The organism is Rhizobium sp. BK008 (assembly GCF_014197345.1).
Lineage (GTDB): Bacteria > Pseudomonadota > Alphaproteobacteria > Rhizobiales > Rhizobiaceae > Rhizobium > Rhizobium anhuiense.
Genome location: NZ_JACIFK010000005.1, coordinates 327,616 through 340,971, shown reverse-complemented (window position 1 = coordinate 340,971; position 13,356 = coordinate 327,616). Strand labels below are relative to the sequence as shown.

Genomic DNA, 13,356 nt, shown 5'->3' with positions numbered 1-13,356 from the left:
GACGCGACCACGTCGCGCCAAACCTCTCGCAGAAAGTCGTCTTCATGTCGCTTTGGAACTGGTCTGGTTTTTTCGGTTATCTGTTCAACCCCTTTATACTTGGCGGGGTGTTCACGACCGTTTGGCTCACCATCGTCTCGTTGGTTGCGGGGCTTATTCTGGGCTTTGCTCTTGCATTGATGCGGCGATCGTCGCGGCGGGTGCCATACTACATTGCCAAGGCGTATATCTGGCTTTTTCGCGGCACGCCGCTTCTCGTACAGTTGATTGCGATCTATACGGCGCTTCCGCTGTTCGGCATCAAGTTCACCGTCATAGAAGCGGCGTTGCTCGGATTGGCTCTCAACGAGGCAGCTTATCTCGCGGAGATCATTCGCGCCGGTATCGAAGCCGTGCCGGAAGGCCAGACCAGGGCAGCGCGCGCGCTCGGCATGACGGAGCGTCAGATCATGCGCTACATCGTGATGCCGCAAGCCTTCAAAGTGATTGTTCCGCCTCTCGGCAATTCGGTGAACGGTCTCTTGAAAACGACTTCTGTCACCTCCGTCATCTCGGTCGAAGAACTCCTTCGCCGGACTCAGGTTCTCATCCAGGAGCGGTTCATGGTGCTCGAACTGTTTGCTGTCGCGGCGATTTATTACCTCCTCCTCACAACACTCTGGGACTTCTTCCAGAGCCACATCGAAAAGCGTCTCGGTCAAGCCGGATCTCGGCTTTCCATTAACGAGAAGCGCTAGAACCAGGATTTTCAAATGCAGAAGACGTTCCGCGGTGTCTACACCGTGATGATTACGCCCTTGGATCCCAGCGGCGCGGTAGATCTGAAGGGGCTGGCTGCCTTTACCGACTGGCAGGTCAAGGAAGGTATCCATGGCCTGATCCCTCTTGGATCGACGGGTGAGTTTCTATCGCTCAGCGAGGATGAGCGCGATAGTGTGGCGAGGATCGTCATAGAAACTGTCGCGGGACGAGTGCCTGTTCTGATCGGCACGGGAGCGGAAGATACGCGGGAGTCCATTCGCCTTAGCGTCAAGGCCGAGGCAATGGGAGCTGACGGTGTCATGATTATTCCGCCGTTCTATTCCACCCCAACGGATGACGAACTCGTTCATCACTACAAGAGCATTGCGTCTGCCGTGGCCATCCCGATTATGGTCTACAACAATCCCGCGACCGCAAACGTCGACCTGACGCCGGAGTTGGTCAAGCGCATCGCCGAAATCGACGGCTGCGACTATATCAAGGAGTCCACCCTCGAAGTGACACGCGTGCGCGATATCATCCGGCTGGCTGGCGACGATATGACTGTGTTTGGCGGTATTCTCGGGTTTGAGTCTTTCGTTATGGGTGCGCAGGGCTGGGTGGCAGTGGCTTCAAATGTTGCGCCAGGACCGATGGCGCGGATCTTCGAACTTGTTGCAAATGAGAAAAAGTTCGATGAGGCAAGAGAGCTTTACCTCAAATGGTTGCCCGTCATTCAGGCGGTCGGCGGCCAGGCCTATGTCGCAGGAACGAAGTCACTGCTGACCCACATGGGATTTGGCGCAGGCCTGCCGCGGCCGCCGCGCCTACCGTTGCCGCCCGCGCAGGACGCCGCCATGAAGACGCTGGTGGCCGATTTCGGTCTGACGTTCGGCGCCTGAGGAATTCCATGATGCCCGTCGCTTCCATAAACCAGAGCTTGAGACCCGACGATGCGCGGGTCAGGCTCTCGGTCGACGGTCTGCAGATATTTGCCGAAAAGGGCATGTCTGTTGCCGCTGCCATCGAGGCGACGGGGCGGCATGAATTTTCCCGAGGCATCAAAGGCGAAGGCCGTGGCCTCTTCTGCGGAATGGGTGTCTGTCACGATTGCCTCGTGACGATCGACGGGAAAGTCAGCCAGCGGGCCTGCATGACCATCGTCGGTGAGGACATGCAGGTCCTGCGTCCTGCTGCGCGGCCCGACCTTGCCACTGGTCAGATTGCCGATCTCTGCAGTGTGCCGCATTCCTTAGCGACAAGGACGATGGACGTTCTCATTGTCGGAGCGGGGCCTGCGGGACTGGCCGCAGCTAAGGTCCTTGCTGCGGCCGGCGCCAAGGTGACTGTCATTGATGAACGGCCGTCTGCCGGCGGGCAGTATTTCAAGCAACCCTCGACACGCAGCGCCGCCGAGCGATTGAGTGGCGACGAGCAGGCTTTATCCGGCGCAGCGCTTATAGGGGAAGTGCGCGACCATGGCGTGACATTTCTAACCGCTACAGTGGTGTGGGGTGCCGCACGTGACGACGACGGTTCGCCTATTATCGCCTGCTATGGGTCCGGCCATGCGTTTTACTGCAAGCCGAAAATACTCATCATCGCGACGGGGGCCTACGAACGCCCAACGCCAGTGAGGGGTTGGACACTTCCTGGTGCGATGACAACAGGGGCCGCCCAGACGTTGCTGAGGAGCTATGGAACCGTTCCCGGCCGAAGGATCATCATCGCCGGAAACGGTCCTTTGAATATGCAGGTCGCAAACGAACTTCGAAAGGCGGGAGCCTCCATAGTCGCTTTGCTGGAAGCAGCACCGCCACCGTGGTCTCGGCCTGTCGCAGCCCTCGGCCTTCTGACAACGGATCCCGCTCTCGCCCGTCACGGATTGCGCCAGATATCAACGCTCAGGTCCGCGGGCGTCAAGATAGGCTGGAATAGCGTGCTTACCTCGATCAACGGTTCTCAGTGTGTGGAGAGCGTCACCTTCGCCGGACCAAGCGGTGAGACCAATCTCGAAGCTGACACGGTCCTTATCGGCGGCAATTTCGCATCCTCCAATGAGCTGTCCCGGCTGCTCGGCTGCGGCCATGAGGTCGTCGGCGGCGATCTGCGGGCAGTGCGAGATCTCGACGGTCAGACAACGCTTGCAAACGTGCATGTTGTCGGTGAAGCGGCGCATTTCGGCGGCGCGCATGTTGCGATGGCAGAAGGGCAGATCGCCGCCGCGGCGATTGCGCGAAAACTGGGCCTCCTTGTCCAAACTGACGAAAGCGTGGTGAAAAGGCTTGCCCGCCATCGACGGTTTCAAGAAGCCCTTTGGCAGGTCTTTGCGCCGAAGGACGATGCAGGGACAAAGACGGCAATTCTGCCAGACGATGCATTGATCTGCCGTTGCGAAGGGGTGACTTACGGTGTCTTGAGGACGCTCAGCGCAAATAGTGCGCAGGACATTTCGACATTAAAGCGCCTGTCGCGTGCGGGCATGGGGCGATGTCAGAGCCGCTACTGCGGCAAAGCGATCGCTGACGTCACGAAAGAACGGCACCTCACTGGCGAAACAAGCGGTTTTCTGGCTCCGCAAATGCCACTTCGACCTATTCCGCTGGCGGCGCTTGCGGTCGAAAAGCCGGAATGGGGCGGCCACAAGCGCGCACTTTTGCCGGAAAAACCCCCAGTGGCGAATTCTCAAGCTTTGCCGGTGACGGAAACGTCCACGCTGGTAATCGGCGCAGGCATTGCGGGCCTTTCGACGGCGCTCTTCCTTGCCAGGGAAGGCGAGGACGTTGTGGTGGTGGAGCGCGCTTTTACGAACTCGCTGGCATCTGGAGGTAATGCAGGAAGCCTTCATGCCCAGTTGCTTTCCTTCGACCACGGTGCCCGTGCCGAAGGTGGCGGCGGAGCGGCCGCTCAAACGCTTCCCCTCCAGCGTGATTCAATCGCTCTTTGGGCCGCACTGCAAAGCGAGATCGGACAGGATTTCGAGATGAAGGTTACAGGCGGCCTCATGGTGGCCGAAACCAATGACCACATGCGTTTTCTGGCGGAAAAGGTCAGGGTGGAGTGCGCGGCCGGGATCGATTGCCGCTTGATCGGGCAAGAGGAACTGCGCTGCCTGGAGCCTGCTCTGTCTTCTCATTTCGTCGGCGCTGCCTACTGCTCCCAGGAGGGCAAGATCAATCCTCTCGTCGCTACGCAATATATATTGGAGGCGGCACGGCGAGACAGCGCGCAAGTCTTCGAAAATTGCGAGGTCACCGGAATAAGAACCTCGGACGACGGGTTCGAGGTCAAGACATCGAGGGGCATCTTGCGGACAAGACGCATCGTCAATGCAGCCGGAGCCTTCGCTTCAAGGATCGGCGCGATGCTCGGTGTCGACGTGCCGGTCTTTGGTGCTCCGCTGCAGATGGTGGTTACCGAGGCCGCAGCACCTTTGATCTCGTGTCTCGTCGCCCATGCCGACCGCCATTTGACCCTGAAGCAGGCGGCAAACGGGAACTTCATCATCGGCGGTGGCTGGACCGCAGGCCTCGATCCCGTCCATCAACATCCACGCCCGCTGCTGTCGAGCCTTGAGGGGAACCTTTGGGTTGCCCAGCACGTCGTTCCTGCTCTGCGCAAACTTCACGTCATCCGAAGCTGGGCGGCGATGAACATCAACATCGACGGTGCGCCGATCCTCGGCGAACATCCGTCAATGCCGGGGTTCTTCAACGCCGTCACTTCAAACGGCTATACGCTCGGCCCGATCGTCGGCCAGTTAACATCTCGGCTCGTTCTCGGTCGCGAGACCGATAGAGCCTTGCAACCCTTTTCCATCGCGCGTTTCCAGAAAGGCCGGGCATGATTGAGATCACTGGCGTTACCAAATATTATGGACAGTTCGCTGTCCTTAAGAACTGCTCGGTGAACGTCGAACGCGGTGAGGTCGTGGTTGTCTGCGGTCCCTCGGGGTCGGGCAAATCGACATTGATCAAATGCGTCAATGGGCTCGAGCAGTTTCAGGAAGGTTCGATCCGGGTGCATGGTATCGAAGTCGGCGACCCGAAGACCGACCTGCCGAACCTTCGCACGCGGGTAGGTATGGTCTTCCAGAACTTCGAGTTGTTTCCTCATCTGACGATCATCGACAATATCATGCTGGCGCAGAAGATTGTCATTGGCCGCAGCGAAACGGCAGCTCACACCAAGGCCATGGCGCTTCTTGATCGGGTCGGGCTGACGGACCACGCGAAAAAATATCCAAGCCAACTCTCCGGCGGGCAGCAGCAGCGCGTGGCGATCGCGCGGGCGCTCGCGATGGATCCGCTCGCCATGCTCTTCGACGAGCCGACCTCCGCGCTTGATCCAGAGATGATTTCCGAAGTGCTCGACGTCATGACCGGACTGGCAAAGGACGGCATGACGATGATGGTCGTCACCCATGAGATGGGATTTGCCCGCCGGGTGGCGACACGCGTGATTTTCATCGATCAGGGCGAGATCGTCGAGGATCGTCCGAGCGAGGAGTTTTTCGCGGGAAAACACAACCCACGAACCGAAGCCTTCCTTGGCAAAATCCTGCAACACTGAAGGTCAGGCTTGTGAGCAACTACGATCTCATCATTCAGAACGGCACGGTGGCGACTGCTGCGGATGTTTTCCAGGCGGATATCGGCATTAAAGACGGCAAGATTGTCCAGATCGGGCAAAGCCTGTCGGGCGCTGCGCACACGATCGACGCCTCGGGCAAATATGTCCTTCCAGGCGGCATCGACAGCCATGTCCATATCTCCCAGCCTTCGGGCGACGGGATCGAGATGGCGGACGACTTCGAGAGCGGAACGCTGTCGGCGGTGTTCGGCGGCAATACGACCGTCATGCCGTTCTGCCTTCAGGAAAAGGGCAAGTCGCTGCGAGAGGTGCTAACGGCCTATCATGCGCTCGCAGAGGGCCAGTGTTATACCGACGTCAGTTTTCATCTGATCATATCCGACCCGAGCGACGCCGTGCTGGGGCAGGAGTTGCCAGCGCTTGTGGCCGACGGCTATCCGTCGCTGAAGGTTTTCATGACCTATGAGAGCCTGCGCCTTGATGACGCACAGATCCTGAAGACGCTCGATGTCGCGCGACGGACGGGCGCCACCGTCATGGTCCATTGTGAAAACGAGGACGCAATCAGGTTCCTGATCGAAAAACACGAGCTGGCGGGCGACGTTGCCCCACGCGCTCATGCCTCCACCCGTCCGGTCGCCGTCGAACGCGAAGCTACGCACCGCGCCCTGACGCTGGCCGAAATCGTGGACGTTCCCGTTGTCATTGTGCATGTCTCGAACGGCGAGGCCATGGAAGAGATCGCTCGCGCAAGGATGAGAGGCGTCAAAGTCGTCGGGGAAACCTGCCCGCAATATCTGACGCTCACCGCCAAGGACCTCGACGGCATGGATTGGGAGGGCGCCAAACTTGTCTGCTCTCCGCCGCCGCGCGATGAAGATGCCCAGAAGGAATGCTGGCGCGGGATCGAGACCGGGGCATTCGAACTCTTTTCATCCGATCATTGTCCATTCCGTTACGACGACCAGCACGGGAAGCTTAATCCCAAAGGTCGCATGAATTTCAGGCACATCCCCAATGGCATTCCAGGCGTCGAAACCCGCCTTCCCATCCTATTTTCGCAAGGGTTCATGGCCGGGCGCATCGATCTGCCGCGCTTTGTCGCCCTGACATCAACGAACCATGCAAAGACCTATGGCCTCTATCCACAAAAGGGAACGATTGCCGTAGGGGCGGATGCAGACATCGCGATCTGGGATCCAACCATCGAGCGGACCATCCGTCATGCGGAACTGCATGATGGCGCAGACTATTCGCCCTACGAGGGGATCGAGATCACCGGCTGGCCGATAACGACAATTGTCGCCGGAAAGCCTGTGGTCGAAAACGGCGTCCTAGTGGGTACTAAGGGCCACGGGCAATATCGGAAAGCCGCGGCGAGACAAATCAACAAACGGTCAAATCTAACAAGAGCGACATCATGAAACTGAAAATTACAGCAGGGCCATTCATCTTCGACGCTCTCCTGGAAACTGCCAGAGCGCCCAAAACCTGTGACGCATTCATCAAGCAGATGCCGTTCGATGGTAAAATCGTGCACGTTCGCTGGTCTGGCGAGGGCGTTTGGATTCCGCTTGGCGACCATGATTTCGGCGTCGGTTATGAGAACCATACGAGCCATCCGGCCCCCGGTCATATCATCCTTTACCCAGGAGGCATTAGCGAAACGGAAATCCTGCTTGCCTATGGAGGTGTCGATTTTTCATCGAAAATGGGCCAACTGGCTGGCAATCATTTCATCACAATCACATCCAATCTCGACCAACTCGCCGAAATAGGGCGCCTCACGCTGTGGGAAGGCGCGCAATCCATTCGATTTGAGGCCGTATCCTAGAGCATGATGCCGAAAAGTGTGGGCGGTTTTCGGATGACATCATGCTCTAACTATCTAATTTAGAACAGGATTCAGATTTTAGGCCGACGCGGCCTAAAATCATTCTGTTCTAGGCGCAATAGCGCGAGACGACAGGGTTGACGCCGGCGTGCCAGCACCGCCTAACGTAGCGGTTGGCACGTTTCCTGCATTCTAGTCTTCGAGATTTCCAAATGGTGGACGAGGCCCGAAATGTCTTTTGATTTTGACTTCGAACTTGCGAAAAGAGCGGCGCAAGAACTGCCTCCGCCGCAGAAGCAGCCAAAACCGCGTAAGATGTCTCTTCTACAGAGACTCATGGCTTCGCCGCCAAGTCCTCCTCGTCCGTCTCTCAGCATTCCGCGCCCATATAGAGGTGGTGATGCGCGATGACGCTGTGATACCCCTGTTGAGCAGATAAGGCGGTGCTGTGCACACGGTTCTATTCCCGTCAAGGCGGTGTCCTTTCCACAGATGTGGTGCGTGCAACACTTGACGAGCTGTGTCGCCGGGATGTTCCAGCGCGGACGTCCAACGACGAGATCACTCTCTACAAGGCAGTCGGAACGGCGTTGGCTGATCTTGCCGCCGCGACGATGGTCTATGAAGCCGCCTTGATTGCCGGCTGACGCCTTCTGGCCCGGGCGATCGCGCATGATCGGAACGCGGCTGTTGCCCGGTTCCAGCAGCCAGGGACCCGCGCCAGAAGCAAGAACTATTCGTGCTTCCCTCCCCCGACGGCGTTCCCTACACTCTGGCCTGTCCTCCCCGAGTCCTGGAAATGAGGTTTTCATGAGCACGCTTACCCGCTTCTCCGTTCAGCCGCTCTCGACCATGACCCGCCGTCTTGCGGATGTCGCCTCAGCTCGTCGCGAACCCGACCTGGTCATCCAGGGCGCGCGCGTCCTGTCTACCTATTCGGAGCGCTTTCTCGACGGACGCGAAATCTGGATTTCGGGGGGCCGCATTGCAGCCGTCAAGCCGGCCGGCAGCTACAGAGGCGGGAGCGCCAAGCTCTACGACGCCAGAGGCGGCATCATCGCCCCCGGCCTGGTCGATCCGCATATCCATATCGAATCCTCGATGGTCACGGCCTGCGCCTATGCGGAAGCGGCACTCCTCAACGGCACGACGACGATCTTCTGCGACAGCCACGAGATCGGCAACGTCATGGACGTCGCCGGCGTCGAGGCCATGCTCGAGGATGCGCGGCAGGCGCCGCTGTCGATCTTCCTGACCGTGCCGAGCACCGTGCCGGCGACGACGCCGGACCTGGAAACAGCCGGCGGCGACCTGACGCCGGACAAGATCGCCGCCCTGTTCGACAAATGGCCGGAAGCCGTGGCTCTCGGTGAGAAGATGGATTTCGTCCCCGTTGCGATGGGCGACGAGCGCAGCCATGCGATCCTGGCTGCAGCACTCGAGCGCGGCAGGCCGGTGTCGGGCCATGTCTACGGACGAGAGTTCGTTGCCGCCTATGCCGCATCCGGCGTTACCGACACGCATGAAGCCATCGACCGCGATATTGCCGACGACCTGCTGGAAGCCGGCGTGTGGATCTTCCTGCGCGGCGGCCCGCCGACGACTCCCTGGCATTCGCTGCCGCAGGCGATCAAGACGATCACCGAGCTCGGCGCCTCCCACAAGCGCGTCGCCGTCTGCACCGACGACCGTGATGCGGAAGATCTGCTCGCCTTCGGCCTGGACTGGGTGACGCGCGAAGCCGTGAAATACGGCATGAGGCCGGAAGAGGCCTGGGCGATGGGTTCGCTGCACGGCGCGACGCGGTTCGGCATGGAAGGCGAAATCGGCGGTCTGGGCGGCGGGCGCCGGGCCGATCTGGTGCTTCTCAGCGACGACCTTACGCCGGTCAGCACCTGGTATGGTGGCGAACTCGTCGTCGACGGCAAGAAGATCACGCCGATCCTCGACGAAGCTCTGTCGAAACCGTACCGCTATCCGGATGCCGCCTACCACACGGTCAAGCTGCCCAAAAATCTCAAGCTGACACCGGACCTGCCGACGGAGACGGTCGTCGCTCATACGATCAAGACGGAGCTGCCCGGCATTACCCTCGGCCACGTCACCGTCACGCTGGAGCCGGCCAATGACTGGCAGGCGCATTTCGACAGGCACGACCTCTGCTTCGTGACGGTGGTGGAGCGCCACGGCAAGTCAGCCGGCAATGTCGCCCACGGACTGCTCAACGGCTTCGGGCTCAGACAAGGCGCGGTCGCATCCTCGGTCGGCCACGACAGCCACAACATCATCGTCGCCGGCACCAATGCCGCCGACATGCAGGTGGCGCTGGACGCGATCGAAGAAAGGCAGGGTGGCGTCTGTGTCGTCATGGACGGCAAGGTGACGGCCATGGTGCCGCTGCCGATCGCCGGGCTCTTGTCCGACCAGCGCGTGCACCAGGTCGCGGACGAAGTAAAGGCCTTGAAGCTCGAATGGGAAAAGGCAGGCTGCACCATCGCCTATATGGGCTTCAACCTCATCCCGTTGTCGGTCATCCCGGAAATCCGGATAACCGACAAGGGCCTGGTGCTGGTGCCGGACATGGTGATCTCGCCGCTCTTCGAAAAGGCTTGACCGGCAAAAACCAGCCGGCGAGTGCTTGCTGGAATGCCAACATAGAATAGCCCGCGTGATCGAAACCTGAATGTCGGCCCGACCTAGGGAGCGAAGCGCCACACCGTCGTCCTCTTGATTTCGCTGTCCTCCAGCGCCCGCGTCACCGGCACCTCGTAAACCGCGCAAAATTCCAGCCGATCCCGCGGCAGGTAACTGCGTCCGGGATCGCCGACCAGCACCGCCTTGCCCTCGGCCGCCAGCATCGCGAACCAGGGAACGAGCGCGTCGGCGAAAGCGCGGTCGTAGAAGACGTCGCCGGCAAGCACGATATCCGCATCGACGGCCTGGCCGATCAGATCGGCGCCGGTAAATCCGAGCAAAACGCGATTGGCCTCGGCATTCATCCGGACTGCGGCTTGCGCCCAGGGATCGATATCGCAGGCGGTGACCTTGCGGGCACCGGCCATCACAGCCGCAATGCCGACAAGGCCGGAACCGCTGGCGAAATCGAGCACGCGCTTGCCGCGCACCGTTTCCGGTTGGTCGAGGATGTAGCGCGCCAGTCCCTGACCGCCCGCCCAGGCAAAAGCCCAGAAGGGTGGCGGCAGACCGATCGCCTCCAGCTCCTCCTCCGTCTTCAGCCAGAGTTCATGCGCCTCGCTCGCCAGATAGAGCGAAATCTCCGGCACATGCGGCGGCGGCATCAGGCTGGTATTGGCGCGGATGAAGGCTTCGGGATCGGTCTTCAATGCGGCGGATTGTCCAGCCCGCCCATGCGGCAGACTTCGAGATATTCTTCTTCCGTCACCGGCTGCACCGACAGCCGCATCGAGGTGACGAGCGCCATCTTGGCAAGCTTCTCGCTCGCCTTGACATCCTTCAGCGTCACCGGCTTCGGCATGTCCATGACGGCGCGGATATCGACGCAATCCCACTTCGGATCGCCCTTGGCGGAAGAATCGGGATGGGAGAGGGCGCAGACTTCGACGATGCCGACAATCTCCAGCCCGTCATTGGAATGATAGAAGAAGCCTTTGTCGCCGATCTGCATCGCTCGCATATTGTTGCGCGCCAGATAGTTGCGGACGCCGGTCCATTCCGTGCCCTTTTCGCCGGCAGCCTTCTGCTGCTCCCAGGACCAGGAGGCGGGTTCGGATTTATAGAGCCAGTGCGCCATGCTCACGCCTCCGGTTTGTTGAAGACCCAGTTGTAGGCCTGGACCTCGACGCTTTCGAACAGTCCGGCCTTGGCGTAAGGGTCGGCATCGGCAAGCGCCCGCGCCGCCTCTTTCGATTCCGCCTCGACGATGATCAGGCTGCCGCAGGGCTTGCCGTCATCGTCGAGAAACGGGCCGGCGATCTTCAGCGTGCCCTCGGCATTCAGCTTGTTCAGATGCTCGATATGCGTCGGACGCGTATCCATGCGCACGTTCAGATGTCCCGGTTTGTCCTTGCAGAGAAGGGCGAAAAGCATGTCTGTCTCCTATTCGGTGGTGATCGGACGCGTCATCAGCTGCTCGATCGCCTCTGATATATCGAGCCTGCCGTCGATGATGGCGGAAACGGCATCGGTGATCGGCATGCTGACCTTCAATTCCGCCGCAAGCCGCGAGGCGACGGAGGCGGCAAACGCGCCTTCCACCAGCGCACCATGCAGGGGATCGGTTTTGTCGCCGCGCCCGAGTGCGATGCCGAAGCGCAGGTTGCGCGATTGATGGCTGGTCGCCGTCAGCACCAGATCGCCGAGGCCGGAAAGCCCGCGCACCGTATCCGCCTGCCCGCCCTTGGCGACGACGAAACGCGACATTTCCGCAAGCCCGCGCGCAATCAGCGCCGCACGCGCGGAATCGCCGATGCCGCGGCCTTCGACGATGCCGCAGGCGATCGCCAGCACGTTCTTGAGCGCGCCGCCGAGCTGCACGCCGATCCGGTCGCTGGAGGCATAGAGCCGGAAGGTCCGGCCTGATATCGCCTGCGCCAGCCGCTCCGCCGTCTCCATGTCGGCTGCCGCAATCGCCATCGCCGTCGGCAGGCCCTTGGCGATATCGGCGGCAAAACCCGGGCCTGAGAGCACGGCGACGGAATGGTCCGGCAGTTCCCGTTCCAGCATGTCGGTCAGAAGATTGCCCGTCGCCCGCTCGATGCCCTTGGCGCAGGTGACGACGACGGCATCTTTGGCAAGATAGGGGCCATATTGCCGCGCCGCATCGGCCTGCGCCTGCGATGGCATCGCAAAAAGCACAATGGAGGCGCCGGTGATTGCATCCGCCTCGGCGGAAAATTCCAGCGTGTCAGGCAGAGAAATGCCGGGCAGCACCGCATCATGCAGCCGCTCGCTCTTCAGATCTTCCATCAGCGCCGGATTGCGCCCGACAAGCGTCACCGCACTGCGCCCGGCAAGGGCGATGACGGCGGCAAGCGCCGTGCCGAAAGCCCCCGATCCAACGACGGCGATGGTCTCGCTCATGCCTTGGCTCCTCTTTTTCCGAAACCGACCAGCCTTTCCGCGTTGGAATCGAGCGGCCAGCGCGACCGCGGCTGTACGTCGAGCGCATCCGGCGCGGCACCCGCTGCCATCCGCTCCAGTCCCGCCCAGGCGATCATCACGGCATTGTCGGTGCAGAGGTGCAGCGGCGGTGCAATAAAACGGAAGCCATTCTTGTCGCACAGCGCCTGCAGCGTGCCGCGCAGTTCGAGATTGGCGGCGACGCCGCCGGCAACGACGAGCGCCGGCTTTTCGCTTGCAGCAGGGAATTCCGTCTTGAACCGCTGCAGGCCGCGGCCGATGCGATCCTTCAGCGTCCGCGAAATCGCCTTCTGGAACGAGGCGCAGATATCCGCCACGTCCTGATCGCTGAGCGGCGCGATATCCTGTGCCGCCTGCCGCACGGCCGTCTTCAAACCGGAGAAGGAGAAATCGAGCCTTGCCTCACCGACCAGCGGCCGCGGAAAATTGAAACGATCGGGATTGCCGTCCCGCGCCATGCGCTCCACCGCCGGTCCGCCGGGATAGGACAGGCCGAGCAGCTTTGCCGTCTTGTCGAAGGCTTCGCCGAGCGCATCGTCGATCGTCGTGCCCCAGCGCTCGTATTGCCCGACGCCGCGCACCAGGATGAGCTGGGTATGGCCGCCGGAGACGAGCAGCATCAGATAGGGAAAGGTGAGCCCGTCCGTCAGCCGCGCCGTCAGCGCATGGCCTTCGAGATGGTTGACCGCATAGAGCGGCTTGCCGGCGGCTCTGGCGATCGCCTTGCCGGTCATCAGCCCCACAAGCAGCCCGCCGATCAGCCCCGGCCCCGAGGTGGCGGCAATGGCGTCGACATCGCCCAGCGACACATTGGCGCGCTTCAGCGCCTCTTCGATCAGCTCGTCCAGCGCCTCGACATGGGCGCGCGCGGCGATCTCCGGCACCACGCCGCCATAGGCGCTGTGCTCGTCGAGCTGCGACAGCACCACGTCCGACAGCACGTTGGAATGCCCCTCCGCATCGCGCTCGACGACGGCGGCGGCGGTCTCGTCGCAGCTTGTTTCGATGCCAAGGATGCGTAGAAAGGGAACCATGAAGCCTGTTCGTTGATTGCGATGGGATGGAAA

The 13,356-nt window shown here is 60.9% G+C and carries 12 protein-coding genes and 1 pseudogene; 8 read left to right on the top strand and 5 right to left on the bottom strand.

What is annotated here, in order from left to right; translation table 11 throughout:
• Positions 1-44 precede the first annotated feature (44 nt).
• The 8 genes and pseudogenes from FHT69_RS21955 (at position 45) to FHT69_RS21920 (ending at position 9,781) form a co-directional block, all read left to right on the top strand.
• On the top strand, positions 45-737 hold the full coding sequence (locus FHT69_RS21955; protein ID WP_127431289.1) for an amino acid ABC transporter permease: 693 nt from the start codon (positions 45-47) through the stop codon (positions 735-737).
• A 15-nt stretch (positions 738-752) separates the two neighbouring features.
• Entirely contained in the window at positions 753-1,643 is an 891-nt protein-coding gene (gene dapA, locus FHT69_RS21950; RefSeq protein ID WP_063473794.1) for a 4-hydroxy-tetrahydrodipicolinate synthase, read from the top strand.
• A complete protein-coding gene (locus tag FHT69_RS21945; RefSeq protein WP_183905969.1) occupies positions 1,640-4,588 on the top strand; it encodes an FAD-dependent oxidoreductase in 2,949 nt (982 codons plus the stop codon). The genes dapA and FHT69_RS21945 overlap by 4 nt, the downstream gene beginning before the upstream one ends.
• Positions 4,585-5,313: an amino acid ABC transporter ATP-binding protein gene (locus FHT69_RS21940; protein ID WP_063473796.1), complete on the top strand. Its 729-nt coding sequence runs from the start codon at positions 4,585-4,587 to the stop codon at positions 5,311-5,313. The genes FHT69_RS21945 and FHT69_RS21940 overlap by 4 nt, the downstream gene beginning before the upstream one ends.
• 11 nt (positions 5,314-5,324) lie before the next feature.
• Entirely contained in the window at positions 5,325-6,758 is a 1,434-nt protein-coding gene (gene hydA, locus FHT69_RS21935; RefSeq protein ID WP_063473797.1) for a dihydropyrimidinase, read from the top strand.
• Complete coding sequence (locus FHT69_RS21930; RefSeq protein ID WP_183905952.1) at positions 6,755-7,168, top strand: DUF3830 family protein; 414 nt, start codon at positions 6,755-6,757, stop codon at positions 7,166-7,168. Before hydA ends, FHT69_RS21930 begins: the two co-directional genes overlap by 4 nt.
• A gap of 476 nt (positions 7,169-7,644) precedes the next feature.
• Positions 7,645-7,815: pseudogene (locus tag FHT69_RS21925) on the top strand (ornithine cyclodeaminase family protein); the annotation flags it as partial.
• Positions 7,816-7,978: 163 nt separating this feature from the next.
• Positions 7,979-9,781, top strand: a complete 1,803-nt coding sequence (locus FHT69_RS21920) for an adenine deaminase (protein WP_127431290.1) — start codon at positions 7,979-7,981, stop codon at positions 9,779-9,781.
• Between the two features lie 83 nt (positions 9,782-9,864).
• Here FHT69_RS21920 and FHT69_RS21915 read toward each other — a convergent pair whose 3' ends face one another.
• From FHT69_RS21915 to tsaD, 5 genes are read right to left on the bottom strand one after another with little or no spacing between them, the layout of a single operon-like run.
• Positions 9,865-10,512, bottom strand: a complete 648-nt coding sequence (locus FHT69_RS21915) for a methyltransferase (protein ID WP_183905951.1) — start codon at positions 10,510-10,512, stop codon at positions 9,865-9,867.
• Entirely contained in the window at positions 10,509-10,940 is a 432-nt protein-coding gene (locus FHT69_RS21910; protein WP_127431292.1) for an EVE domain-containing protein, read from the bottom strand. The genes FHT69_RS21915 and FHT69_RS21910 overlap by 4 nt, the downstream gene beginning before the upstream one ends.
• 2 nt (positions 10,941-10,942) lie before the next feature.
• A complete protein-coding gene (locus FHT69_RS21905; protein WP_132574315.1) occupies positions 10,943-11,236 on the bottom strand; it encodes a YciI-like protein in 294 nt (97 codons plus the stop codon).
• Positions 11,237-11,245: 9 nt separating this feature from the next.
• Complete coding sequence (locus FHT69_RS21900) at positions 11,246-12,229, bottom strand: NAD(P)H-dependent glycerol-3-phosphate dehydrogenase (protein ID WP_127431294.1); 984 nt, start codon at positions 12,227-12,229, stop codon at positions 11,246-11,248.
• Positions 12,226-13,323 (bottom strand): tRNA (adenosine(37)-N6)-threonylcarbamoyltransferase complex transferase subunit TsaD, encoded by a 1,098-nt coding sequence (gene tsaD / locus FHT69_RS21895; protein WP_127431295.1) that lies wholly within the window; start codon positions 13,321-13,323, stop codon positions 12,226-12,228. The genes FHT69_RS21900 and tsaD overlap by 4 nt, the downstream gene beginning before the upstream one ends.
• Positions 13,324-13,356 lie beyond the last annotated feature (33 nt).

Bases quoted from the DNA above. Each gene is read 5' to 3' on its own strand.
- FHT69_RS21955 (WP_127431289.1), top strand. From the start codon at position 45: ATGTCGCTTTGGAACTGGTCTGGTTTTTTCGGTTATCTGTTCAACCCC.
- dapA (WP_063473794.1), top strand. From the start codon at position 753: ATGCAGAAGACGTTCCGCGGTGTCTACACCGTGATGATTACGCCCTTG.
- FHT69_RS21940 (WP_063473796.1), top strand. From the start codon at position 4,585: ATGATTGAGATCACTGGCGTTACCAAATATTATGGACAGTTCGCTGTC.
- FHT69_RS21930 (WP_183905952.1), top strand. From the start codon at position 6,755: ATGAAACTGAAAATTACAGCAGGGCCATTCATCTTCGACGCTCTCCTG.
- FHT69_RS21920 (WP_127431290.1), top strand. From the start codon at position 7,979: ATGAGCACGCTTACCCGCTTCTCCGTTCAGCCGCTCTCGACCATGACC.
- FHT69_RS21910 (WP_127431292.1), bottom strand. From the start codon at position 10,940: ATGGCGCACTGGCTCTATAAATCCGAACCCGCCTCCTGGTCCTGGGAG.
- FHT69_RS21905 (WP_132574315.1), bottom strand. From the start codon at position 11,236: ATGCTTTTCGCCCTTCTCTGCAAGGACAAACCGGGACATCTGAACGTG.
- FHT69_RS21900 (WP_127431294.1), bottom strand. From the start codon at position 12,229: ATGAGCGAGACCATCGCCGTCGTTGGATCGGGGGCTTTCGGCACGGCG.
- tsaD (WP_127431295.1), bottom strand. From the start codon at position 13,323: ATGGTTCCCTTTCTACGCATCCTTGGCATCGAAACAAGCTGCGACGAG.